The organism is Bacillus sp. FSL K6-1145, assembly GCF_038003425.1.
GTDB classification, from domain to species: Bacteria; Bacillota; Bacilli; order Bacillales; family Bacillaceae; genus Bacillus; species Bacillus pumilus.
Genome location: NZ_JBBOPC010000001.1, coordinates 2,639,180 through 2,664,023, shown reverse-complemented (window position 1 = coordinate 2,664,023; position 24,844 = coordinate 2,639,180). Strand labels below are relative to the sequence as shown.

Genomic DNA, 24,844 nt, shown 5'->3' with positions numbered 1-24,844 from the left:
GTGGATTGCAACCTTTTTTCAAGGAGGAATGGAAAAATGAATTGGGAAGCTGAAGTCATACGAAAAAAAGACGATTTGATTGAGGACACACAATCTTTTTTACAAATTGAAAGTGTCCTTGATGAAGAAGGTGGAAAAGAAGGAAAGCCATTTGGTGAAAAAGTCGATCAGGCCCTTCAGTATATGCTGAAAAAAGGGGAAGACGAAGGATTCACAGTCAAGAATGTGGATGGCTATGCAGGTCATATTGAATATGGAGAAGGCGAAGACATTGTAGGTGTGCTATGCCATGTGGACGTTGTGCCTGCTGGTGACGGCTGGACAACCCCGCCATTTTCAGCGGACATAAGAGAAAATAAAATATTTGCACGAGGCGCTATTGATGATAAAGGGCCAACCATGGCGGCTTTCTACGCACTGAAGTTGTTAAAAGATACAGGGATGAAGCTGTCAAAAAAGATTCGAATGATCATTGGAACAGATGAAGAAAGTGATTGGCGCTGTGTGGACCATTATTTCAAGCATGAGGCGATGCCGCAAATTGGATTTGCACCAGATGCTGATTTTCCGATTATTCATGCTGAAAAAGGGATCATTGATGCCATTGTGTCATTTACATATCAACATACAGAACAACATCAGCGCTATACGCTCAAGCAATTCACATCGGGTATGCGGCTGAATATGGTGCCGGATGAGGCAACTGCCACTGTGACAGCGGCACAAGAACACGATGCTGAATCATTAAAAACAGCTTTTGAAGCTTATCTTGCTGACAATCAATTATCAGGTGAGGTAAAGAATGTAGCGGATGGACTGCATTTCACATTAAAAGGTGAATCAGTTCATGCTATGGAGCCGGCGCATGGCATCAATGCGGGCATTCATATGGCCAATTTCCTATGTGGACAAGAATTAGATGAAGACGGGCTTGCTTTTACCTCCCAAATCAACGCTTTATTTGATCAGGATACACGAGGGAAAAAGCTGGGGATTGCTTGCAAAGATGACATTAGCGGAGATTTGACCTTGAATGTTGGCACGATCCGCTATACACAAAGCGAGGAAGCGAAGCTAGGATTAAATGTCCGCTATCCAGTGACAGCAGACGGCAAGGACGTTAAAAAAGGGATCGAAGGCATCAAAGGGGCTACCCTTCTAAAATTTGATGACAGCCCCCCGCATCACGTCTCAAAAGATCACCCACTTGTCAAAACATTGCAGCGGGTATATGAGGAACAAACGGGAGATCCAGCTCACCTGATTGCCATTGGTGGAGGAACGTATGCGAGATCTTTAGAAGCAGGCGTTGCCTTTGGTCCTCTCTTCCCTGGCAGACCAGATTGCGCACACCAGAAGGATGAATATATCGAAATCGATGATCTACTAAGAGCAACCGCTCTATATGCACAAGCCATGTATGAATTGGCAAAATAGAAAAAGAGAAGAGGGATTCACAGTGAAAAAAATGTTCTTATGCTCTTCATTCAAAGACAGCTATTCTCTCTTATCTGACTTTACGGGTGAATCATTAAAAGGAAAACGCGTGACATTTTTCCCAACAGCTAGTGCTGTGGAAGAAGTCACGCACTATGTGGAGGCAGCGAAAGAAGCCTTTCATCAACTCGGTATGCAGCTAGAAATCGTTCAAATAGCTGAGCAGTCTACCGAAGAAATCATAAAGATGATAAAACAAAATGATGTGGTGTACGTATCAGGAGGCAACACCTTCTATTTGCTGCAGGAATTGAGAAAGCACGGTCTCGATGACGTGCTAAAAGAAGAAATCAATAAAGGCAAGTTGTACATTGGCGAATCCGCAGGGAGTATCATCATGGCGCCAAGCATTGAATATATCTCCGTGATGGATGATCGGCAGAAGGCACCAGAGCTTTCATCTTATCAAGGATTCAATGAGATAAGCTACTGTCCGGTACCGCATATGTACAATACCTATTTAGGCGAGGCTGCGCAGCAAATCATGGAGCAGTATGAGCAGACGCTCGATTTATGCCCGCTTACTGATGAGCAGGCTTTACTCATCACAGGGGAGCAGGCTGAGGTGAAGTCCGACAAATCGTCCTAACCTTGAAACAGCATGTAGACAAACCCTCGCATTCGGTGTCAGTCCTGCGCGCCGGTACTCACGAATGTCAAATTCGCTCCGTTCCGGTGCTCGTCCTTCCTAGGGCTGCAAAGGTTTTCTCACGCTGAAAAGAAGACAAAGGGCTAAAATCAAGATCATTTTAGCCCTTTGTCAACAATCTGAAAGGAACAGGGATTCATGACCCTGTTCCTTTTTTAATCTTGAAAAACATCACTTGATAAGTATCGTTCGCCTGTATCTGCTGTCATACAGATCACAATTTGATCTACCGGCAATTGCTTGGCTGTTTCAATCGCAGCATAGCAGGCTGCTCCAGAGGATGGACCAACTAAAATTCCTTCAAGACGGGCAAGCTGACGTGTGATATTGTACGCATCTTCATCGCTTACTTGCACGATCTCATCATAGACATGCTCGTTTAAAATTTTGGGAATAAATCCTGGGCTTGTGCCAACAAGTTTATGTTTGCCAGGTGTCCCGCCAGATAAGACTGGAGATCCCTTCGGCTCTGCCACACGTATGGTCATATGAGGGAAAGCCTTCTTTAATTCCTCTCCAGTGCCTGTAATGGTTCCGCCAGTTCCTGCTGTTGCGACAAAGGCTCCAAGGGGCTTTCCAAGTTGCTTGACAGCTTCTATGATTTCAACAGCCGTTGTGCCTCTATGTGCATCTGGATTCGCTCTATTATCAAATTGCATCGGGATAAAGCTATGAGGAATTTGAGCTGCCAGCTCCTCTGCCTTGCGAATACAGCCTGGCATTTTTTCTTCTCCTGGGGTTAAAACGACCTGCGCCCCGTAAGCCTTCAAAATATTGATTCGTTCCTTTGTCATCGTATCAGGCATCACAAGGATGGCTTGATACCCTCTAGCTGCTGCATTCATAGCTAAACCAATCCCTGTATTCCCACTCGTCGGTTCAATAATGGTCGCTCCTTTTGTAAGCTTCCCTTGCCTTTCAGCCTCGACGATCATATTGTAAGCAGCGCGGTCCTTCACACTGCCGCTAGGATTAAACGATTCCAGCTTTAAATAAACAGCTGCCGCATTGTCTGGCTGAAGCCGCTGTAATTGAACAAGTGGTGTATCGCCAATCAGCTCCGCTATATTTTGTGCAACCTTCATCATGTGACACCCTTTCTTCTCATTCCGCATTTCTTTAGTTATACTATCATCAATGGGGATTCGTAAAGCTTGTTATAAAAGGACAGGTGATATTGTGTCAGAAAACCGTCATTATTTTATTGGGGTTCACATCCCTGAACAACTTGCGCATCAAATCAAAAAAGACATTGATCAAAGAAGCGGACTGTCTTTTCAAAAGTGGACAGCACCACATGATTATCATGTGACCTTGATCTTTTTAGGTGCCATTCCAGATGAGCGCTTAAAGAAGATCATCGAGCTGCTTGAGATCCTCTCAAAGGAAGCCACTGCATTTTCACTAGAGCTGAATGAGGTCGGACAGTTTGGCACGAAGGAACGCCCGAGAGTCTTTTTTGCAAAACCTAATGAAAGTGAACCACTCATGCAATTAAGAGAAAAGGTGAGAGCAGCCGTATTGTCAGCAGGACATCCTGTTGAAAAGAGACCGTTTCATCCGCATATGACGATTGCGCGCAAATGGAACGCGGATCACTCTTTTGCAGAACAAGCGCCTTTACGCAAAGAGCCATACGTGATAGAGGTTTCTTGTATGACTCTATATGAAATACGCCCGAGAGAAACCCCGCGTTATCACGCAATCAAACAATTTGCACTACATAAATGATTCTAAAAGTTGGAGTGAGCAGCAGATGGCGCAAATTATCAAAATTCAAGATTATATATCACGATATGAACAAGACCCGCATCACTACATCAATCAATTTATTCGATTGAAAAAGCAAAGGTGGGACGAGTTAAAAAAAGCTTCAAAAGAGAAGACGCAGCATTCATTTGACCAAATCTCTGAACAAGCGCCTGAACAAGAGGAGGAAAAGAGAAAGAAATTCTCCTTAAAGAGAAAGCAAAAAGAAGCCGATATGAAGAAGGAACGGGACCTGAGTCTTTTTAACGAGCCGACAGATATAGAGCAAGGTGTCTTTACAAACGTTCCTACAGATGAAACGAAGCTCATTCATTTTTTTAAGGATCATCTATATGATGTTCAATTAAAATGGGCGAGCTCGACGATTTCCAACATTTCGACCGTTTCCCATCACATTCGGTATGACGAAAAGCTGCGCATGCTTGCTAGGCAGCTTCCGGATTCATATTTTGTGATGTACAAACCGGTGCTGCTCATTCAAAAAGCAGAGATGGAATTATGTCCAGTCCTCATTACGCCGCTGGAAGTGATTTGTTTATCCTTCTTAGAGGCAGAGCCTGACAGCGTATATATCGGAACGAAAGAACGTTTTTGGGAAAAGCGGGCGAATGGGAAAGCGGTTCAGTCCGTTTTGAATCCTTGCGCAAGCCTTCTACGCTCTGGCACCGTCGTGTCAAAGATCTTACAGCAAAGCGGTGTCCATCTTCCTGTGAAAAAAATCCTGATCAGCCGTACCTCGTATATTGACTTACCGGAAGTTCCATACGGGATGGAGGTTGTCGATAAGAAGAAGGCGGAAGATTGGTTTGAAAAGCAGCGGAAAAATACTGCGCCGACAAAGCATCAGCAATTTAAGGCGACAAAAGCATTGCTTGCTTATGGTGAATCAGACAGCAAAAGAAGGCAGGAATGGCTCGATTAAAGGCATAATGGAAGGTCACGAAAAAAGAGACCTGAGTGGAGCTAATATATGAATGAATGGTACTTTATCGTTAATCCAGCAGCAGGACATGGAAAAGGACTTCGTACATGGAGGAGCATAGAGAAAGAACTACAAAGGGTGGAGATCTCATATCGATCGTTTCTCACCCAGCATGAAGGTCATGCAGAAGTATTGGCAAGACAAATTAGCGCCATGCAAGATGACAGGCTAAAGCGCCTGATTGTCATTGGTGGTGACGGAACCATTCATGAAGTCCTAAATGGCTTAAAGGAAATGGATCATGTGCAGCTAAGCTTTGTCCCCGCCGGTCATTGGAATGATGCGGCGAAGGGCCTTGGCATCCATCGTCAAGATGTCCTAAAAGAAGTGAGAAAGCAAAAAAGAATGCTCACCAAAACATTTTCACTCGGCTCCTTTCAAGATCACGCAGAAAGCGCACAATCCGTTCTCTTTCTCAATCATATCGGTGCTGGGTTTGATGCGCATGTGCTAAGGAAAACAGTGCATTTCAGAGGAAAAAAGTGGCTGAAACGACTGGGGCTTGGGTTTATTATCTACCCGCTGTCATTTCTCCATTCTTTATGGTCCTTTAAGCCGTTCGACCTTGCACTGTTTATTGAAAACGAGAAGAAGGTCTTTCGCCAAGTGTGGTTTGTGATTGTTTGTAATCACCCCTATTACGGAGGCGGGCTGGAAGCAGCTCCAGAAGTAAGCGCAAGGCAGCCAGGCTTTCAAACACTCGTTGTCACAGATTTGAATCCATTTAAAGTGCTCTTGTTTCTAAGTGCGATGGTGTTTCGCAAGCACCTTGGAATGAAGGGCGTTACCCTGTTTCAGCACGAAGAAGCGTACTTGGAGGCAGATGGAAAAATCTTATTTCATGCAGATGGAGAAGTGATTGGCGCAACGCCTGTTTTTGTGAAGGCGAGTGAGTACTCCTTAAAATTACGTGCTTAAATCACTTATCGTGAATGTCTTAGTCAAAGAACCATGAAAAAAGCCTTTCTTTTCATAAGGTTCTTGTCCTGATTTTCTAGTTTTGCTTGACGAGTATAAGAAGGTAACGATAAAATCTATAGGACGGCTATTGTTTAGCATCTCATTCTCAATAGCTGTCCTTTTTGTTTTTATGATCATATAAATAAAAAAAGAAGCAGCCTATTGACCTTCAATCGGCTGAATTTTGTCGACTAAAAAAGCACGATTTAAAATATTTTAAGAAATGATGGGTTGAAAATTGATATGAACTGGTTGGGACAAATATTAGGTAGCGAATGGCACATCTCTCCTGCTGGAGGCGCTACGGGAGATGCGTACTTCGCAACACACAATGACCAAAAGCTATTTTTAAAACGCAATACGTCACCGTTTCTTGCGGTTTTGTCAGCTGAAGGCATTGTGCCGAAGCTTGTCTGGACAAAACGGATGGAAAATGGGGATGTCATCACTGCGCAGCACTGGCTGAGCGGCAGAGAGCTGAAGCCAAAGGACATGAATGACCGTCCTGTCGCAGAGCAGCTAAGAAAAATTCATACATCGAAAGAATTGCTTGATATGCTGAAGCGATTAGAGAAGCACTCTCTAGACCCAGCATCCATTCTGAAGCATTTAAAACAGTCCATATTTAAAGAGCAAATTGATTCGCGCGACGTCACACGTGCTATCCAGTACTTAGAGAAGCATGTGGAGGCAGTTCAATTTGAAGACAAGGTCGTGTGTCATTGTGACCTCAATCATAATAATTGGCTGCTGACAGATGAAAACCAGCTTTACTTGATCGATTGGGATGGGGCGATGATTGCTGACCCAGCCATTGATCTTGGACCACTTTTATACCATTATGTTGAAGAAGAGAACTGGGAAAGCTGGCTCTCAATGTACGGTGCCCCGCTGACAGACAATTTGCGAAAACGCATGGCTTGGTACGTCCTCGCTGAAACCGTATCGTTTGTCGTGTGGCATAAAAGAAAAGGGAATGAAAAAGCGCAGCAAGAAGTGCAAGCGGAGCTGAGCGCACTCTTACAGCGGTTAAACATTCATTAAGACAGAGGAATATTCTCGATCCACTCTGACAAATGCGATTGATGCGCCTCAATATGTGCATCGATTGAACTGACAGAAGTACCCTTTTGGCTGTAATCATGAATATCTGTTAATAATTGACGAATGTCGGCATCAAGGTCTTCTTTTGCCAGCATGAATTGAATCACGCGTCCCACCTGTTCATATTCTGCAACAGTCCCGCAGCAATCCAACTGGTGATCGGTTAAAATATCTTTGATTAATTGAAGCTGATGTTGACGGTTTAATCCCATACGTATGCTCCTTTTCTGCGTGTCATTTATGTGGTTAAACTGTGCATTCAGCGCCCAATTTATACATGCGGCAGACCAGCTCAAGCGAAGGGCTGGTCTTTTTCATATGCGCATAAAGATGCTGTCTTGCGGGTCTTTATGTTTCATGGTATCTTGATAAAATGTAAAGAAAATAGAGGTGTATCAAATTGAGAATGCGACATAAACCATGGGCTGATGATTACTTAGCTGAAAATGCTCATATTGCCTTAGCTAACCCAGAGCAATATAAAGGGAAATGGCATGAGCTGTTTGGAAATGATCATCCAATCCATATTGAAGTTGGCACAGGAAAAGGGAGCTTTATCGCTGGAATGGGCAAGCTTCATCCTGATACCAACTATATTGGCATTGAATTATTTAAAAGTGTCATTGTGACAGCAGTAGATAAAATCAAAGAGACAGATGTTGAAAATGTAAAGCTCTTGAACATTAATGCGGAAACGCTGACAGATGTGTTTGCGGAAAATGAGATTGACCGAGTTTATTTGAATTTCTCTGATCCGTGGCCAAAAGCAAGACATGAAAAGCGCAGATTGACGTTTAAGGCCTTTTTAGAGCGATATGAACATATTCTCCGTCCAGGCGGTGAATTGCATTTCAAAACAGATAACCGCGGGTTATTTGAATATTCCTTAAAGAGCTTTTCTGCATATGGCCTTCTTTTAACGTATGTAAGCTTAGATTTACATAAGGACGGACTAGAAGGAAATGTGATGACGGAATACGAAGAGAAATTCTCGTCTATGGGACAACCTATCTATCGATCAGAAGTGAAATTTTCAGAATAACAAGTGACATCAAGCTGGCTGCAAAAAGAATTGCAGTCAGCTTTTTTCATGAAAAGATTGATGCATGCGATTTTCAGCTGTATTTGCTACGATAGAAAAAGGAGGGATGACAGCAATGGAGACAATGAACATAGGTGACATGGAACTGTTCTGGTTAAACGGGGGAGATACACACATGGACGGAGGTGCGATGTTTGGTGTGGTGCCAAAGCCGTTATGGTCAAAAAAATACCCGGTGAACGATCGCAATCAAATTGAACTGCGGTGTGACCCAATCCTCATACGGTGGAATGGTCTCCATTTTTTAGTGGATTCTGGCATCGGATCAGGGAAGCTGACGGATAAACAAAAACGCAATTACGGCGTAACAGAAGAGACAAAATTGGAAAAGTCACTCGCGGCACTCGGCCTGCAAACAGCAGATATTGATTACGTCTTAATGACGCATCTTCACTTTGATCATGCAAGCGGATTAACAAAACTCGAAGGAGAAAAGCTCGTGTCTGTTTTTCCGCAAGCAAAAATCATCACATCCAAAATCGAATGGGATGAAATGAGGGCGCCTAACATCCGCTCAAGAAATACATATTGGAAAGAAAACTGGGAGCCTATAGCAGATCAAGTGGTGCCATTTGAAGAAAGCATCGAAGTAATAGAAGGCATTGAGCTGCATCATACAGGCGGTCATAGCAATGGCCATAGCATCTTAACGCTCACAAGTCAGGGTGAAACAGCGATTCATTTAGCTGACATTATGCCAACGCACGCTCATAAAAATCCATTATGGGTCTTGGCATATGATGATTACCCAATGACCTCAATTCCAGCTAAGCAAAAATGGCAGGCATTTGCAGAAGAAAAAAATGCGTGGTACTTGTTTTATCATGATGCGATTTACCGCGCTGTTAAGTGGGATGAAGATGGGCAAATCACACATGAAGTCAAAAGAGAAACAGGAAGATAAAAGATCATCTGCATGTTTTTTCGCCTTTCACACAAAATAACGACAAAATGAACTTGTGAAAGGAAGAGTGCAGGTGAACCAATTTTATCGTGTACATGGTGATGTCATTGAAACACCATTAAGAGGGATGGAAGTCATGTCCGTCCCTTATTTAAACAAAGGGGTTGCATTTACGAAGGAAGAGCGGGAAGAGCTTGGTTTAAAGGGCTTTCTACCACCTAAGGTTTTAACATTAGAGGATCAGGCAAAGCGTGCATATGAGCAGTTCAAGGCACAGCCAGATGAACTGGGGAAAAATGTGTATTTAACATCACTTCATGACAGAAACGAAGTGCTTTTTTACAAATTACTAAATGAGCACTTGGCTGAGATGCTGCCGATTGTCTATACACCGACGGTTGGAACAGCCATTCAGCGTTATAGCCACGAGTATCGAAAGCCAAGGGGGCTTTATTTATCAATTGATGACTTGGAAGGCATGGAAGAGATCTTTGCCTCTTACGGTGTGGATGAATCCATTGACTTAATCGTTGCGACAGATGCAGAAGGTATTTTAGGTATTGGAGACTGGGGTGTTGGCGGTATTGCCATTTCAGTCGGGAAACTTGCTGTTTATACAGCCGCAGCAGGCATTGATCCTAGCCGCGTGCTGGCCGTAGTACTTGATGCGGGGACGAACCAAGAAAGTCTCTTGAATGATCCGCTTTATGTTGGAAATCAGCATTCTCGCGTTCGAGGCGAGCGTTATGATCAGTTTATCGATCAATATGTAGAGCTTGCCCGCGCAACCTTTCCAAATGCCCTCCTTCACTGGGAAGACTTTGGGACAAAAAATGCACGAGCCATATTGGAAAAATATAAGGAACGGATTTGTACATTTAATGATGACATTCAAGGGACTGGAGCTGTTTCACTTGCTGCGGTTATGGCATGTGCAAAAGCTTCGAAGGTTCCGCTGAAAGATCACCGAATCGTCATTTTCGGAGCGGGTACGGCAGGGATTGGCATAGCGGAGCAGATCCGTGATGCGATTGTCAGAGACGGAGTCAAAGAAGAGGAATCATATGATCATTTCTGGTGTATTGATAAAACAGGTTTACTTACAGATGATTCGCCTGACATTCAGCCATTTCAAAAGCCATATGCAAGACGTTCTGACGAAGTAAAGGATTATGCCCGTAATGGTCCTAAGCATTCCATTGATTTATTAGAGGTCGTCAAACAGGCTAAACCAACCATCTTAATTGGCACCTCGACAGTAGGAGGAGCATTTACAGAGGAAATTGTGAAAGAAATGGCGTCACACGTAGAGCGCCCAGCGATTTTACCGATGTCGAACCCGACACCTCTTTCAGAAGCAAAGCCTGAAGATCTCATTGAGTGGACAGAAGGACGCGCCCTCGTGACAACAGGAAGCCCATTTGATCCTGTCGAATATGGCGGCATCACATATGAAATTGGGCAAGCAAATAATGCTCTTGTGTTCCCAGGGCTTGGCCTTGGAACGATTGTGTCTAAAGCACGCCTCATGACAGACAGCATGTTTGTTGCGAGTGCTGAAGCGATTGCCAGCATGGTCAATGTCGGAAAGCCGGGTGCAGCGATGCTGCCAAGTGTCGATCAGCTTCGAACCGTTTCAGCAACAGTAGCTGTTCGTGTGGCGCAAGCAGCGATCGATGAAGGAATTGCAGAGGAAACGCCTGATGACCTTATTCAGGCTGTACAGGACGCTATGTGGCATCCTGTGTACAAAAAAATCAAAGCCATATAAAAAAGAAGCTTCGCAAGGACACAACTTTGCGAAGCTTTCTTTATCAAGCCACAGAATCAATGACATCCACAATCATGCCTGTTTTGGCATCAATCATGACTTCGTACTGTTCAAGCTCGCCAAAGGCTGAGCGAGTAATGCCAGATTTGTACACATCAATCGTTTCACCATTTACGGTATACGGTTCTGGTACAGTATAAATCCAAGAGCCATCAATCGGGCCGCGCTGTTTAAAAGCGGATTTCACAATTTTTAATGCTTTTTCAGACGAGATATACGTAGGGAAAAATACTTTCTTTGCAACAATTGCAGCGGCTACGCCAATACTCGCACCAATCAGAACATGTTTTAACTTCAACGTGCTGCACCTCCGTATTGCTGTTTTTTCCATTATACAAAACTTGTCCATTGATGTTAAGGAATCCGAATAGTTGAAAGCATATTCAAAATTTCTGGAGAGATACTTGGAAAACCGAAAGAATTCTTATAGTATAAAGTGAGTGTTATTTTTATAGGAATATATATGGTCATTACATAGAAACGAGGTAAATCGTAGAATGAATGAAGAAACATTGTCGCTTTTCCGAAATTTAACAGAATTACAAGGCACCCCAGGTAATGAACACCATGTGCGTGCTTTTATGAAAAAGGAACTTGAGAAATATTCTGACGAACTCATTCAGGATCGTCTTGGCGGTGTGTTTGGGGTACGCAAGGGACCAGAGAACGCACCTAAAATCATGGTGGCTGGTCATATGGATGAAGTGGGATTCATGGTTTCATCCATTACGAAAAACGGGATGATCCGCTTCCAAACACTCGGCGGCTGGTGGAGTCAAGTCATGCTGGCGCAGCGTGTCGATGTTCATACCGATCACGGGCCAATTCCTGGTGTCGTCTCTAGTACACCACCTCATCTTCTAACACCAGAACAAAAAAGCAAACCTGTGAAACCATCAGACATGCTCATTGATATTGGGGCAGACAGTGAAGAAGAGGCAAAAGAACTTGGCATTCGTCCAGGACAGCAAATCGTGCCTGCAACAGTCTTTACTCCTATGGCGAATCCTAAGAAGATTTTAGCGAAGGCTTGGGATAACCGCTATGGCTGCGGACTTGCGATTGAATTATTAAAAGAAATAAAAGACGAACCACTTTCATGTCATCTGTATTCTGGTGCAACGGTTCAGGAAGAAGTAGGTCTTAGAGGGGCAGAAGTAGCTGCGAATATGATTCAGCCAGATCTGTTCTTTGCTTTAGATGCAAGCCCTGCAAACGATGTGACAGGTGACAAAACCCAATTCGGCCAGCTAGGAAAAGGTGCACTTCTGCGTATTTTTGATCGAACCATGATTACGCACCGCGGCATGAGAGATTTTGTGCTCGATACGGCTGAGTCAAACAGTATTCCATACCAATACTTCGTATCACCAGGTGGTACAGACGCTGGACGTGTGCATATTTCAAACCAAGGCGTGCCTTCTGCTGTCATTGGGGTATGTGCTCGCTACATTCACACAAGTCATTCAGTATTGCATGTGGATGACTATGCAGCGGCAAAAGAATTAATTGTCCGTCTTGTGAAAAACTGTGATCAAAGTAAAGTGGATTCTATTTATCAACAGGTGTAAATATAATCAAAAGGCTGCCTCTTTCAAGAGAGCAGCCTTTTTTTATTGCTGTTCAAACACGTAAGATAACGCTTTGATCGCTTGGTTCACGGTTTCCACAGTGATATTCGCTTTGTTTGATAGCTCCTTTAACGGATGGTGCAGTTCTTTTGGGCGGATCAAAATGAGAGGTTTCCCTTTAGCGATGGCAGCAGATGCATCCATCGCCGTGTTCCACTGTTTATATTTCTCACCAAAGCGGGCAATGACGACGTCTGCCTTGTTTAATAGGATCTCAGTACGAAAATTGTTCAAATCAGAAGCGGCATCATCTTTGAATATGGCATTCGGCTGCTCACCTAAAATGTCCTCACCAATGTGATCGGAGCGGTCATGATTCTCCATTGGACCAACAAATGTCACTGGCAGTTTCAACGATTGGCTTTTCTCCTTGATTTCATCGCGCCACTGGCTATGAATTTCTCCTGCTAAATAGACGGTTAATTGCATAACGATCTCCTCCTTTTGTACAAACTTAGTAAAGGTTTGCCCTGTTTCTTTTCATGTTACACAAGAAGTGCTTGATAAAGCAAAAAAAATATGATTATGATATTCATGGTAGAAACTATTTTTCATCGTAAGAATACTACATATAATGGGAAGGACAGGCCTCTTCGTCTTTCCTATGAGAAAGCAGGAAGACGACGTTGATGACTTATTTGAAAAGAAAGGGAATCTCCCTTTCGCCAAAAGTGTACTTCATTGATGCACTCTCTTATATGGCTTTAGGTCTATTTGCTACACTAGTAGTAGGTCTGATTTTAAAAACAGCAGGCGGTCTGTTATCACTTCCGCTCATCATCAAAATGGGAACACTCGCCATGGGGCTCATGGGACCAGCGATCGGTGTAGCCGTTGCGTACCGGTTACAGGCATCTCCTCTGATCATTTTTGCAAGTGTTGTCTCAGGTGCTGCAGGAGCAGAGCTTGGTGGACCTGCTGGAAGCTTTGCCGCAGCATTAATTGGTGTGGAAATCGGTAAGCTGGTCAGTGGTGAGACAAAAATTGATATCATTTTGACACCGCTTGTCACCATCATCACTGGTTTTTCCACCGCCGCTTTGATCGGTCCTGGGATTGAAGCCATGATGACAGGGCTTGGCAGGCTCATCATGTGGGGGACTGACCAAAGTCCGCTGATCATGGGCATGCTAGTAGCAACCATTGTTGGACTTGCTCTCAGCTCACCGATTTCAAGTGCTGCGCTTGCGCTCATGCTTGACTTAAGCGGAACAGCTGCTGGTGCTGCAACGATTGGCTGCTGCGCTCAAATGGTCGGTTTTGCCGCTGCAGGCTTTAGAGAAAATCGTTTTGGCGGACTTGCCGCTGTCGGTATTGGCACGTCAAAATTGCAGCTGCCGAACATTGTGAAAAATCCCCTTATCCTTATTCCGCCGACGATAGCGGGCCTCATTCTCGCGCCAATTGGTATTATTGGCTTTGGGATGGTCAATAATGCGGCAGGGGCAGGAATGGGAACGAGTGGCCTTGTTGGACAGCTCATGACACTGACCGTTATGGGATTTCATCCATCCGTTTTTCTGGCGATTGCTCTTTTGCATATCGTTGGCCCGGCAGTGATTAGTTTGGTAGTATCAGAATGGATGAGAAAGAAAGGCTATATACAATTCGGAGATTTAACCATACAAACTGGAGGAATGAAACATGAAAAAAATTGAATCTAACGAAGAATTACAAAAAGTAATTCAAGAAGACTTAACAGTATTGCTATTTTCAGCGGACTGGTGCCCGGACTGCACCTTTATCGAACCATTCTTGCCAGAGCTTGAAGCAAACTACCCAGAATTTGAGTACTTCTATGTGGATAGAGATCAATTTATTGACACTTGCGCAGAGTGGGAAATTTACGGCATTCCAAGCTTTTTAGTATTTAAAAATGGGCAAGAGATTAACCGCTTTGTCAGCAAGGATCGTAAAACGAAGGAAGAGATTGAAGCATTTTTAACAGATTCTCTTTCTAAATAATGAAAGGAGAGTCTAAATCATGGCAAAAATGACATCAAGACAGCTTGCGAACGAACTCAAAAGCCGTCTGACAAATGACAGCTGGTCACACCAGTTTGACCGAGAAAAAGATACGCTTCGTATTGAAGATAAACAAACAGGCAAAGGGATCACACTAGAGCTCCCGCCAATCATTGCAAAGTGGGAAGTAAAGCCTGATGAAACATTGGATGAGATCGTTTATTATGTGAAAGAGGCGCTAAGTGCTATGAAAGGCGAAGCGCAGCACATCTCAGGAAAAGAAAAGCAAATTTATCCGGTCATTCGATCCACTTCCTTTCCTGAGACATCAAGTGACGAGATTCCGCTTGTTTTTGATGAGCATACAGCTGAAACGAGAATCTACTATGCACTTGACCTTGGAAGCACCTACAGATTAATTGATGAAAAGATGCTTCAAAAGGAAAACTGGACAAAAGAACGAATCAGGGAAACTGCAAGCTTCAATGTCCGCTCACTTGAAACTGTAGTGAAAATGGATGAAGTGGCAGGCAACCGGTTTTATTTCTTCCGTGCGAATGACGGATATGATGCCAGCAGACTTTTAAATGAATCGATTTTACAAGAATACACGCAAAAAATAGAAGGGCAGATGGCCATCTCTGTCCCCCATCAAGATGTATTCATCATTGCAGATGTTCGCAATGAATCAGGCTATGATATTTTAGGACAGATGTCGATGAGCTTCTTCGCCAGCGGCACGGTTCCGATTACCGCACTGTCATTTTTATATGATGAAGGCAAGCTTGAACCGATTTTTATTCTTGCTAAAAGCAGACCAAAACAGCAGTAGAAGGGAATTTTGAAGAATGAACGTTTTTTATAATGCAGAAGGTGTAGGCGACACACTCCTTATTTCATTGAAAGATGTGACGAGAGAAGAAGTAGGTCATGAGACGTTTGGAGATGTCGTAAGAATCTTCAATCAAGAAACAAAAGAAACAACAGGCTTTAATATCTTCAACGCATCCACTTACATGAAAATTGAAGAAAACGGATCTGTACCGCTTTCTGAAACACTTGTTCAAGATATGAACGAAATTTTAAACCGCAACGGTGTCAGTGAAACGTTGACTGTCGATCTATCACCAAAATTTGTTGTCGGTTATGTAAAGGAAAAAGAAAAGCATCCGAATGCAGATAAATTAAACATTTGCCAAGTGGATGTTGGCGATGAAACATTACAAATCGTGTGCGGTGCACCAAACGTTGATCAAGGGCAATATGTCGTGGTTGCGAAGGTTGGGGCAGTGATGCCAAGTGGTTTAATCATCAAAGATGCTGAGCTAAGAGGTGTTCCATCAAGCGGAATGATTTGTTCAGCAAAAGAACTAGATCTTCCAGACGCGCCTGCTGAAAAAGGGATTCTTGTTCTAGAAGGAAGCCATCAAGCTGGCGAAGCCTTTCAAGCATAACCTCCCATAAACGGGCACATCAGAGCGAAGAATGTGTTATACCAAAAGTCACTAAGTACGTACTTAGTGACTTTTTTTCATCTACAGACAGCACAAATAACAAAGAGCGGCACTTTTCTCGCTTTTCTGCATGAAAAAGCAATGGTATACTAAAAATCGCCCAAGAAAACGTAAGGGGAGTTAAAGTGAGTGATAAATGATGAGTTGGTTAGATAAATTTTTTAGTGTATTTTTAGGAGAAGAAAAGAAAGAAGAAAAAGCTGTGAGACCTGAGGAAGGTCCAGTTGCACCAAAGCAGCCAGTTTTTGAACAGCATAAAGAATATAAAAAAATTGAAGATACAAAAGTCTATTATGAATATCCGACAGGCAACTTCCGCTTTCCGCTCGTTCCAGATGAACCTCAGCGTGACGGAGTAAAGCAGGAAAGAAGACGCCCGAAGCAAGGCCAGCCAAAGGCTAAGCAGAAGACCTATGAGTCAAAACAAACGGTTCAGCCTGACACCAATAAAAAGCCATTCAAACCAGAGCAAATTCCATCACCGATCTATGGCTATCATCAGGATATGCGTCCGAAACGAACAGAGTCGAAAGAAGAATCATCTTCTGTTCAAATGAAAGCAGCAGAAACAGCGCAGCGCGTCACCCTGTTATCAGAAGAGGCAGAGCGTGAACGAAATGTCAGACAGCAAATGAACATTCCATCAATACGGAAAGAAAATCGTATGGAAGAAACAGTTTCAGCGCCAGCAGAAGAAAGAGTGGACATGCAAACAGACGTGACCCCGCTTACTTTGCAAGAGGAGCTCGCTTATCACGATCACGTTCAATCAACGATGGAGCGTTTAAATGACGAGCCTTTCATTCAAACAGAGGAAAAAGAGCCAGCCTTTTCTGAGCCTCAAGACCATATTGAAGCTGACTTACATCATCAGCAAGCCGAAGTATATCACAAGCCGCCGGTAGAGTCTGAGCCTGTACAGGATGTTTCCAGTGAAAACGAAGGAATACAGGACGAGCCGGTAGAACAGCTTGTAGATCATACGAAGGAAATAGAACCGTTGACATTCGAAACAGCGGAAGACACGCATTTCGCAATTGAAATGGAAGTAGACATGCCGGCAGAAGAAGTAGAGGTACTAGACGTCATCTCAGCAGAACCAGTCGAGGAAATAGAAGCTGATTCCTTAGAAGACCATCAAGAAGAAGAGCCAGCGGCGGCAGCATTAGAAGAAACAGAGCCAGTTGCCGAGCATGATCTGCAAGAAGAGCAATTGATAGAAGAAGCGGAAATAGTAGAAGATCAAGTAATGCCAATAGAACAAATAGCAGACGAACAGACCGCTACTGAACGAGTAGAACCTGTCATAGAGCAGCAAGAAAAGCAAGAACAAGTGCATGAAGTGATCGAAGAAAAACCGAAACAGGCATCTCCTCAGCCACAACGTGCAAGTGGACAAACCTCAACGGTTCCTTTTAACGTCATGATGTTAAAAAGTGATCAGCGCGTGCAAGGACAAAAGAAAGCAGCAGATGCCCAAGGATATGTGTTTCCAAGCCTCGCCCTTTTAGACGTACCTCCAGCTCAAAAAGAAGAGGACGGGACCTGGGTGAAAGAGCGAGCAGAGCTACTCAATGCCACGCTGAAAAATTTCAATGTCAGAGCAAGTGTGGTTCATGTCACGCAAGGCCCTTCTGTGACAAGGTTTGAAGTACATCCAGAACCAGGGGTCAAAGTGAACAAAATCACGAACCTGTCAGATGATATTAAACTCAGTTTGTCCGCAAAGGATATTCGAATTGAAGCACCGATACCAGGAAAGAACACGATCGGGATCGAAGTGCCGAACCTTCACAGTAAAATGGTTTTCTTACGAGAGATGATCAGAAGCAGTGCGTTTAGAGACAATCCATCTCCTTTAACAGCAGCACTCGGATTAGATATCTCAGGACAACCTGTTGTCGTTGATTTGCAAAAAATGCCGCATGGCTTAATTGCTGGAGCAACAGGTTCAGGAAAAAGTGTCTGCATCAATACCATTTTAGTGAGCTTAATGTTTAAAGCATCACCAGATGAAGTGAAAATGCTGTTAATCGACCCTAAAATGGTCGAATTAGCGCCGTATAATCATATTCCGCATCTCGTGAGTCCTGTTATTACCGATGCGAAGACAGCGACAGCTGCTCTGAAATGGGTAGTGGATGAAATGGAAAGACGCTACGAGCTGTTTGCGCACTCTGGTGTGAGAGAAATCAAACGATTCAATGAGCTTGTCAAAGAAAAACAAATGGGTGAAAAACTACCTTATCTTGTCGTGGTGATCGATGAGCTTGCTGATTTAATGATGGTCGCACCAAATGAAGTCGAAGAAAGCATTTGCCGAATCGCGCAAAAAGCAAGAGCATGCGGCATTCACTTATTGATTGCCACACAAAGACCTTCTGTTGATGTCATCACAGGTCTGATTAAAGCCAATATTCCAACAAGAATTGCATTCTCTGTCTCAAGTCAGGTAGATTCTAGAACGATCATCGACATGGCAGGTGCAGAAAAGCTTCTCGGAAAAGGAGACATGCTCTTCTTAGAAAATGGCTCCGGCAAGCCGACGAGGCTGCAAGGGAACTTTGTATCAGACCGCGAGATCGATCAAGTGGTGGCACATGTTAGAAAACAGCGTAAGCCGGTGTTCCTTTTCGAACAGGAGGAATTAATGCTCCAAGGCTCTGCGATTACAGATGAAGACGAATTGTTTATGGATGCCTGCCGTTTTGCCATTGAGCAGAATAGCGCTAGTACATCAAGTTTGCAGAGAAGATTTAGAATTGGCTACAATCGTGCAGCTAGATTGATCGACATGATGGAACGCGAGGGCATGATCTCTGGTGCAAAAGGCAGTAAGCCAAGGGAAGTCCTCATGACACTGAGTGACTTAGAACAGCTGATCTAAACAAACCACTTCATTTTTTTCATAAACATGGTATGATAGCACATAGGTGCAATTTTGGAATTGGACGCTTTTCGCATGCCTGTCAGAACGCTTTTTTATGTAAAATGAGCGAAAGCAGGTGTTAGAAATAGGAAAGTTGTCGGATACTAATCATAGTTAATTTTGATTAGAATAGGAAGATCGGAAAAAAATCTTTATTTGGAGCTGCGATCTGTGAGCCGCTAGAGGCGAAAATCACAAGTTGCAAATTGAAATGAGCGTCATATACTGTAAGTCAGATAGACGTTTGTTGGAGGTACAATTATGACTGTTTATCATTTTGTTGGAATAAAAGGGACAGGTATGAGTCCACTGGCCCAAATTCTTCATGATACTGGGTATACTGTCCAAGGATCGGATATCGAAAAACATATCTTTACACAAAAAGCATTAGAAGAACGAAATATTAAAATTCTTCCATTTGACCCAGATAATATTCAGCCAGGGATGACCGTCATTGCAGGTAATGCATTTCCTGATACACACCCTGAGATTGAACGCGCCCTTTCTGAAGGGATTCCTGTCATTCGTTACCATAAATTCCTTGGAGAATACATGGATACATTCACAAACGTTGCGATTACTGGTGCTCATGGTAAAACGTCAACAACAGGACTGCTTGCCCATGTGATGCAATCAGCGAAACCAACTTCATACTTAATCGGTGATGGATCTGGTATGGGGAAAGAAAACAGCGAGTATTTTGTATTTGAAGCATGCGAATACCGCAGACACTTCCTCAGCTATCATCCAGACTATGCGATCATGACCAATATTGATTTTGATCATCCTGATTACTTCTCGGATATTGACGACGTGTTTGATGCGTTTCAAAACATGGCGCTACAAGTGAAAAAGGCCATTATCGCTTGCGGTGATGACGAGCATCTGCCTAAAATTCAAGCGAAGGTACCTGTTGTATACTACGGTTTCAATGAAGAAAATGATTTCCAAGCACGCAATGTTGTGAAGAACACGGAAGGCACTACATTTGATGTATTTGTACGTAATACGTTTTATGATACCTTCTACATTCCTGCCTACGGAAATCACAATGTCCTTAATTCATTAGCTGTGATTGCATTATGTCACTATGAAGCCATTGATGTAGAGCTCATCAAAGGGGCACTAACGACATTTGGTGGAGTCAAACGCCGCTTTAATGAAAAAGTAGTCGGTGAGCAGGTTTTAATTGACGACTATGCCCATCACCCAACGGAGATTGAAGTCACAATTGAAGCAGCACGCCAAAAGTATCCAGACCGTGAGATTGTCGCTGTCTTCCAGCCGCATACCTTCACACGTACACAGCAATTCTTAAGTGAATTTGCTGACAGTTTGAAAAAAGCGGACTATGTATACCTATGTGATATTTTCGGTTCAGCCCGTGAAAACATCGGGAAGCTGAGTATCGAAGACTTACGAGAAAAAATCCCGCAGGCCCAATTGATTGCAGAAGAAGATACATCTGTGCTGAAAGCGCACAAAGATGGGATTCTGGTCTTTATGGGAGCAGGAGACATTCAAAAATATTTGCGTGCTTATGAAAAAGTCGCTGTATAAATACTTAAACGAAAAGTGCCGTTTTGATCGGCACTTTTTTTATTTTGAATAAAATGTGACAAAGCGGCTAATTGTGTCAACATCTTCCGCTTTTTTTCGTTCGCTGTGGACAGGAATCAGCGAATAAGTGTAGAATTATTATTCAATCGGTCATTCTACGCGATGTTTGAATGATACAACGAGAGGGTAATGAATTGAATATGCCCGCAGCAAAGGAGGTATCAGATGATTATTATTCTATATCTAAGCGTTGCACTGATTGCAATTGCTTTCCTCATTCTTGTCATCTACTTGTCCAAAACATTAAAATCCTTACAGCTGACATTAAAGAATGTCGCATCAACTTTAGAAGGTCTTGAAGGTCAGATGCAGGGGATCACCACAGAGACAGCACAGTTGCTACATAAGACGAATCAGCTTGCTGAAGATATTCAAGACAAATCGGCAAAACTCAACACAGTTGTGGATGCGGTGCAGGGAATTGGTGGCTCGATCAACCAATTTAATACAAGCATAAAGCAGGCAGCTGGTGCGGTTTCTTCATCCGTTGAACGAAATCAAGAAAAAGTCACGGATGTGGTAAGCTGGAGTAACGCAGCACTTGAAATTTATAAAAAATGGAAACAACGAAAACACCAAAAATAAACCATTTTCGCATAGGAGGAATAATCATGAGCAAAGACGGAATCAATAGCAAAGACTTTTTGATCGGAACACTTATTGGTGGAATTGTGGGTGCAACAACAGCTTTATTTTTAGCACCGAAGTCAGGGAAAGAGCTTCGCGATGATTTGAACACCCAAGCGAATGTTTTAAAAGAAAAAACAGATCGACTCACAACAGATGCAAAAGAAAGAGGCACTGAATATGTGACGATTGCGAAAGATAAAACGTCTGAATTGTCTCAAATGGTGGCAGAACAGTCAAACCAAATTTTAGACAAAGTGAAAGACATAAAAGAACGTGCAGCTGGAAAAGCTAATCATGTGAAAAGTGAAGCAGAAGATGCGGCAGCTGACATAGCAAGTGAAGCATCAGATGTAGCGGATGAAGCCAAAGTACGAGCACAAGAAGCGAAATCAGAAATTGAAGATGGCATTAAAGATGTCAAAGAAAAAGTAGAACAATCGACTAAAGGCTAACTCTTACTGCACAGAGTGAAGAAGGAGAACATCATGTCAAAACAACTCATTGAAACAGAAGAACAGTTTGATCAACTAACGAATCAAGATGGGACCTTTGTCTTTTTTAAGCACAGTTTGACATGTCCGATCAGTCAAGCGGCTTTTCAAGAGTTTGAAGCATTTGCGTCTGCACATGAAGACGTGCCAACTTATTTCTTGCAAATTCAAAACACAAGAGAGCTTTCATCCTATGTGACAGAAAAGTCAGGGGTAAAGCACGAAAGTCCCCAGGCACTCGTCTTTAGCGGTGGAAAAGTAAAATGGCATGCATCCCACTCAAGCATTACAAAAGAAGCGCTTGAACATAATGTGTAAAAGAAACGTCAGCAACTGCTGACGTTTCAGCGTGTAGACAAACCCTCGCATTCTTTGTCAGGACTGTGCTCCGGTGCTCACGAATGTCAAATTCGCTCCGCTCCTGTGCTCGCCCTTCCTAGACTGCAAAGGTTTTCTAACACGCTGAAAAGAAGACAAAGGGCTAAAATAAAGATCATTTTAGCCCTTTGTCAACAATCTGAACGTCAGCAACTGCTGACGTTTTTTTTATAAAAAAGGTTTACTTCAATCAAAACTATGCTATAATCTTACACATAATACTTTATCGCTTAAAAGCGTTTGGGTAATAAAGAAAATTTTCGTGACAATTCCGAAATCTTTGTTTATAATAAACCCTATCATGAGAGAATGAAAAAAAAAAAGCGAGAACAGGCAGAGGAAAGGATGACAAAAATGAGCAACAATGAACTAGAACAATTGAGACAGCAGGCAGATGAACTAAATCTTCAAATCTTAAAACTGATCAATGAAAGAGGAAGCATTGTAAAAGAAATTGGAAAGGCGAAAGAAGCGCAAGGTGTCAACCGTTATGATCCTGTCAGAGAGCGCACAATGCTGAACCAGATTCTTGAAGCAAATGATGGACCATTCGAAAACTCAACAATTCAGCATATTTTCAAAGAGATTTTCAAAGCAGGCCTAGAGCTTCAAGAAGATGACCACAGCAAAGCACTTCTTGTTTCTCGTAAGAAAAAATCGGAAAATACAATCGTGAACATCAATGGAGAAGCGATCGGTGATGGGAAACAGCGCTTCATCGTTGGACCATGTGCTGTTGAAAGCTACGAGCAAGTCGCAGAAGTGGCGGCAGCAGCGAAACAGCAAGGACTAAAACTACTTCGCGGAGGTGCATTTAAACCTCGCACAAGTCCATACGATTTCCAAGGACTTGGTGTAGACGGTCTTAAAATTCTAAAGCGTGTAGCGGATGAATACGGTCTTGCTGTCATTAGTGAAATCGTCAATCCTGCTCATATTGAAGAAGCGATTGAGCATATCGATGTCATCCAAATTGGTGCACGAAACATGCAAAACTTCGAGCTATTAAAAGCAGCCGGATCTGTGAAGAAACCAGTTCTTTTAAAACGTGGTCTTGCAGCGACTATTTCAGAATTCATCAATGCAGCTGAATACATCATCGCCCAAGGAAATGACCAAATCATCCTTTGCGAGCGCGGTATCCGCACATATGAAACAGCGACAAGAAATACACTAGATATTTCTGCTGTGCCAATCTTGAAACAAGAAACACATTTACCAGTCTTTGTTGATGTGACACACTCAACTGGACGTAGAGATCTTCTCCTTCCAACAGCGAAAGCAGCTCTTGCGATTGGAGCAGACGGTGTCATGGCAGAAGTGCATCCAGATCCATCTGTTGCTCTATCTGACTCAGCGCAGCAAATGGACATTCCTCAATTCGAAAAATGGTTAGATGCATTAAGACCACTTGTTAACATTCACGCGTAATCATAGATAGAAAGCCGCCGGATGACTGCCCGGCGGTTTTTCTATGGATAAAACATGATGGATATTGGGAATGAAAGGAAAAGAGCACATTGCAAGCTTTAAAAGTGCTTGTTCACAATGTTTTCATTTTTAAAATTCAATAGAATCTGCTAAGATCATTGTCATAGCTGACGTTCTCGACGATTTTTCATGAAATATGATTCAATTTACAGGTAACAAGCTCATTAAAGTTTGTTTAATTTAGTTATAAAAAGAAAGGGAACGTTTTCATATGGTGAAAAAACGTGTATAATTTCATAAAAGAATGTCATTTTGATGTAGATTGAAAAATTATGTGTCTCTTTTCATCGTTTTAATGACAAATAGGATATTATTTTCCTCGTATCTGACATGTCTCTATCCAATTGGTGAATGCTATAGATATGAAGTGTATTTGAAGGAGTGATTTATGTGAATAATGTTACAATATATGATGTAGCAAGAGAAGCAAATGTAAGTATGGCAACGGTATCACGCGTAGTGAATGGGAATCCGAATGTAAAACCAACAACAAGAAAAAAGGTACTTGAAGCGATTGATCGCCTTGGCTATCGCCCGAATGCGGTGGCACGAGGCCTTGCAAGTAAAAAAACAACAACGGTGGGAGTCATCATCCCTGATATTTCGAGTATCTTCTATTCAGAGCTTGCTCGCGGAATTGAAGATATCGCCACGATGTATAAGTACAACATCATTTTGAGCAACTCAGATCAAAATACCGATAAAGAGCTTCATCTTTTAAATACAATGCTAGGTAAACAAGTAGATGGGATTGTCTTTATGGGTGGAAATATCACAGATGTGCTTGTTGAAGAATTTAAGCGCTCTCCTGTGCCAATTGTTCTTGCTGCATCTGTTGAAGAGCAAGCTCAAACACCGTCTGTCAACATCAACTACGAGCAAGCGATTTATGATTCAGTTCAGCTTTTAGTTGAAAAAGGACATAAGCGAATTGCCTTCGTATCTGGCCCAATGTCAGAACCGATTAACTCTATGAGAAAGCTTGCAGGCTATAAGCGTGCGCTCGAAGAAGCGAGCATCGCATTTGACGATGCGCTCGTCGCTGAAGGCGATTATTCGTATGATTCTGGAATTGAATCACTTGCTCACTTGCTTGAGCAGTCTGACAAGCCGACAGCTGTTATTGCGGCTACGGATGAAATGGCGCTAGGTGTCATTCATGGAGCACAAGATAGAGGCGTATCCATTCCTGACGATTTAGAAGTGATTGGCTTTGATAACACGAGACTTTCTCTCATGGTGCGTCCTCAGCTGACAACTGTTGTTCAGCCGACGTATGATATTGGTGCTGTCGCAATGAGACTGCTGACAAAGCTGATGAACAAAGAGCAAGTAGATGACCAAATTGTGGAACTTCCACACAGAATTGAAGAAAGACAATCAACAAAATAAAACG

Annotated in this window: 25 protein-coding genes; 21 read left to right on the top strand and 4 right to left on the bottom strand. The window is 42.9% G+C overall.

What is annotated here, in order from left to right; all coding sequences use genetic code 11:
* The first annotated feature begins 36 nt into the window (after positions 1-36).
* Positions 37-1,437, top strand: a complete 1,401-nt coding sequence (gene pepV, locus MHH41_RS13435) for a dipeptidase PepV (protein ID WP_340866450.1) — start codon at positions 37-39, stop codon at positions 1,435-1,437.
* Between the two features lie 22 nt (positions 1,438-1,459).
* A complete protein-coding gene (locus tag MHH41_RS13430; protein WP_003217567.1) occupies positions 1,460-2,086 on the top strand; it encodes a Type 1 glutamine amidotransferase-like domain-containing protein in 627 nt (208 codons plus the stop codon).
* A gap of 215 nt (positions 2,087-2,301) precedes the next feature.
* On the opposite strand, the gene cysK is transcribed toward MHH41_RS13430, so the two are convergent.
* Positions 2,302-3,231, bottom strand: a complete 930-nt coding sequence (cysK, locus tag MHH41_RS13425) for a cysteine synthase A (protein ID WP_050943543.1) — start codon at positions 3,229-3,231, stop codon at positions 2,302-2,304.
* Between the two features lie 94 nt (positions 3,232-3,325).
* Between cysK and thpR the strand changes: the two genes are divergently transcribed.
* The 4 genes from thpR to MHH41_RS13405 all read left to right on the top strand — a co-directional run bounded on the left by thpR (position 3,326) and on the right by MHH41_RS13405 (position 6,902).
* Positions 3,326-3,877 (top strand): RNA 2',3'-cyclic phosphodiesterase, encoded by a 552-nt coding sequence (gene thpR, locus MHH41_RS13420; protein WP_268458519.1) that lies wholly within the window; start codon positions 3,326-3,328, stop codon positions 3,875-3,877.
* 25 nt (positions 3,878-3,902) lie between these two features.
* Positions 3,903-4,838: a hypothetical protein gene (locus tag MHH41_RS13415; protein WP_106033037.1), complete on the top strand. Its 936-nt coding sequence runs from the start codon at positions 3,903-3,905 to the stop codon at positions 4,836-4,838.
* Between the two features lie 48 nt (positions 4,839-4,886).
* Positions 4,887-5,816, top strand: a complete 930-nt coding sequence (locus tag MHH41_RS13410; RefSeq protein ID WP_003217628.1) for a YegS/Rv2252/BmrU family lipid kinase — start codon at positions 4,887-4,889, stop codon at positions 5,814-5,816.
* A 285-nt stretch (positions 5,817-6,101) separates the two neighbouring features.
* On the top strand, positions 6,102-6,902 hold the full coding sequence (locus tag MHH41_RS13405; RefSeq protein WP_189286481.1) for a phosphotransferase family protein: 801 nt from the start codon (positions 6,102-6,104) through the stop codon (positions 6,900-6,902).
* Here the strand turns inward: MHH41_RS13405 and MHH41_RS13400 are convergent.
* Complete coding sequence (locus MHH41_RS13400; protein WP_003217549.1) at positions 6,899-7,174, bottom strand: YtzH-like family protein; 276 nt, start codon at positions 7,172-7,174, stop codon at positions 6,899-6,901. The two genes, MHH41_RS13405 and MHH41_RS13400, sit on opposite strands and share 4 nt — an antisense overlap.
* Before the next feature lie 188 nt (positions 7,175-7,362).
* Between MHH41_RS13400 and trmB the strand changes: the two genes are divergently transcribed.
* From trmB to MHH41_RS13385, 3 genes are all read left to right on the top strand, one after another.
* A complete protein-coding gene (gene trmB / locus MHH41_RS13395) occupies positions 7,363-8,004 on the top strand; it encodes a tRNA (guanosine(46)-N7)-methyltransferase TrmB (RefSeq protein ID WP_050943547.1) in 642 nt (213 codons plus the stop codon).
* Positions 8,005-8,119: 115 nt separating this feature from the next.
* Positions 8,120-8,968: a YtnP family quorum-quenching lactonase gene (locus MHH41_RS13390; RefSeq protein WP_212046440.1), complete on the top strand. Its 849-nt coding sequence runs from the start codon at positions 8,120-8,122 to the stop codon at positions 8,966-8,968.
* Positions 8,969-9,041: 73 nt separating this feature from the next.
* Positions 9,042-10,739, top strand: a complete 1,698-nt coding sequence (locus MHH41_RS13385; protein ID WP_284906092.1) for an NAD-dependent malic enzyme — start codon at positions 9,042-9,044, stop codon at positions 10,737-10,739.
* A gap of 43 nt (positions 10,740-10,782) precedes the next feature.
* Here MHH41_RS13385 and MHH41_RS13380 read toward each other — a convergent pair whose 3' ends face one another.
* Entirely contained in the window at positions 10,783-11,097 is a 315-nt protein-coding gene (locus tag MHH41_RS13380; protein WP_003217759.1) for a PepSY domain-containing protein, read from the bottom strand.
* Between the two features lie 199 nt (positions 11,098-11,296).
* Between MHH41_RS13380 and MHH41_RS13375 the strand changes: the two genes are divergently transcribed.
* The gene (locus MHH41_RS13375) at positions 11,297-12,370 is read left to right on the top strand and encodes a M42 family metallopeptidase (RefSeq protein WP_340866449.1); all 1,074 of its coding nucleotides are present in this window, start codon (positions 11,297-11,299) and stop codon (positions 12,368-12,370) included.
* A 42-nt stretch (positions 12,371-12,412) separates the two neighbouring features.
* On the opposite strand, the gene MHH41_RS13370 is transcribed toward MHH41_RS13375, so the two are convergent.
* A complete protein-coding gene (locus MHH41_RS13370) occupies positions 12,413-12,859 on the bottom strand; it encodes a YtoQ family protein (protein WP_003217634.1) in 447 nt (148 codons plus the stop codon).
* A gap of 200 nt (positions 12,860-13,059) precedes the next feature.
* Here MHH41_RS13370 and MHH41_RS13365 point away from each other — a divergent pair, with 200 nt between their 5' ends.
* From MHH41_RS13365 to ccpA, 11 genes are all read left to right on the top strand, one after another.
* Entirely contained in the window at positions 13,060-14,088 is a 1,029-nt protein-coding gene (locus MHH41_RS13365) for a PTS transporter subunit IIC (protein ID WP_340866448.1), read from the top strand.
* Positions 14,075-14,395, top strand: a complete 321-nt coding sequence (locus MHH41_RS13360; protein WP_003217665.1) for a thioredoxin family protein — start codon at positions 14,075-14,077, stop codon at positions 14,393-14,395. The genes MHH41_RS13365 and MHH41_RS13360 overlap by 14 nt, the downstream gene beginning before the upstream one ends.
* A 19-nt stretch (positions 14,396-14,414) precedes the next feature.
* Entirely contained in the window at positions 14,415-15,227 is an 813-nt protein-coding gene (locus MHH41_RS13355; RefSeq protein ID WP_327840778.1) for a DUF1444 domain-containing protein, read from the top strand.
* Between the two features lie 16 nt (positions 15,228-15,243).
* Positions 15,244-15,849, top strand: a complete 606-nt coding sequence (ytpR, locus tag MHH41_RS13350; protein ID WP_212046410.1) for a YtpR family tRNA-binding protein — start codon at positions 15,244-15,246, stop codon at positions 15,847-15,849.
* Positions 15,850-16,045: 196 nt separating this feature from the next.
* Positions 16,046-18,796 (top strand): DNA translocase FtsK, encoded by a 2,751-nt coding sequence (locus MHH41_RS13345; RefSeq protein ID WP_340866447.1) that lies wholly within the window; start codon positions 16,046-16,048, stop codon positions 18,794-18,796.
* 303 nt (positions 18,797-19,099) lie between these two features.
* Positions 19,100-20,398 carry a UDP-N-acetylmuramate--L-alanine ligase gene (gene murC, locus MHH41_RS13340; RefSeq protein WP_003217748.1) on the top strand — a complete coding sequence of 433 codons (1,299 nt, stop codon included), beginning with the start codon at positions 19,100-19,102 and terminating at the stop codon, positions 20,396-20,398.
* Positions 20,399-20,623: 225 nt separating this feature from the next.
* Complete coding sequence (locus MHH41_RS13335) at positions 20,624-21,043, top strand: DUF948 domain-containing protein (protein ID WP_024424855.1); 420 nt, start codon at positions 20,624-20,626, stop codon at positions 21,041-21,043.
* Positions 21,044-21,069: 26 nt separating this feature from the next.
* The gene (locus tag MHH41_RS13330; protein ID WP_003217681.1) at positions 21,070-21,540 is read left to right on the top strand and encodes a YtxH domain-containing protein; all 471 of its coding nucleotides are present in this window, start codon (positions 21,070-21,072) and stop codon (positions 21,538-21,540) included.
* 33 nt (positions 21,541-21,573) lie between these two features.
* Positions 21,574-21,897, top strand: a complete 324-nt coding sequence (gene ytxJ, locus MHH41_RS13325; RefSeq protein WP_003217729.1) for a bacillithiol system redox-active protein YtxJ — start codon at positions 21,574-21,576, stop codon at positions 21,895-21,897.
* A 414-nt stretch (positions 21,898-22,311) separates the two neighbouring features.
* Positions 22,312-23,388, top strand: coding sequence for a bifunctional 3-deoxy-7-phosphoheptulonate synthase/chorismate mutase (locus tag MHH41_RS13320; RefSeq protein ID WP_003217626.1), 1,077 nt, complete (start codon positions 22,312-22,314; stop codon positions 23,386-23,388).
* A gap of 450 nt (positions 23,389-23,838) precedes the next feature.
* Positions 23,839-24,840 carry a catabolite control protein A gene (gene ccpA / locus MHH41_RS13315; protein WP_340866446.1) on the top strand — a complete coding sequence of 334 codons (1,002 nt, stop codon included), beginning with the start codon at positions 23,839-23,841 and terminating at the stop codon, positions 24,838-24,840.
* Positions 24,841-24,844 lie beyond the last annotated feature (4 nt).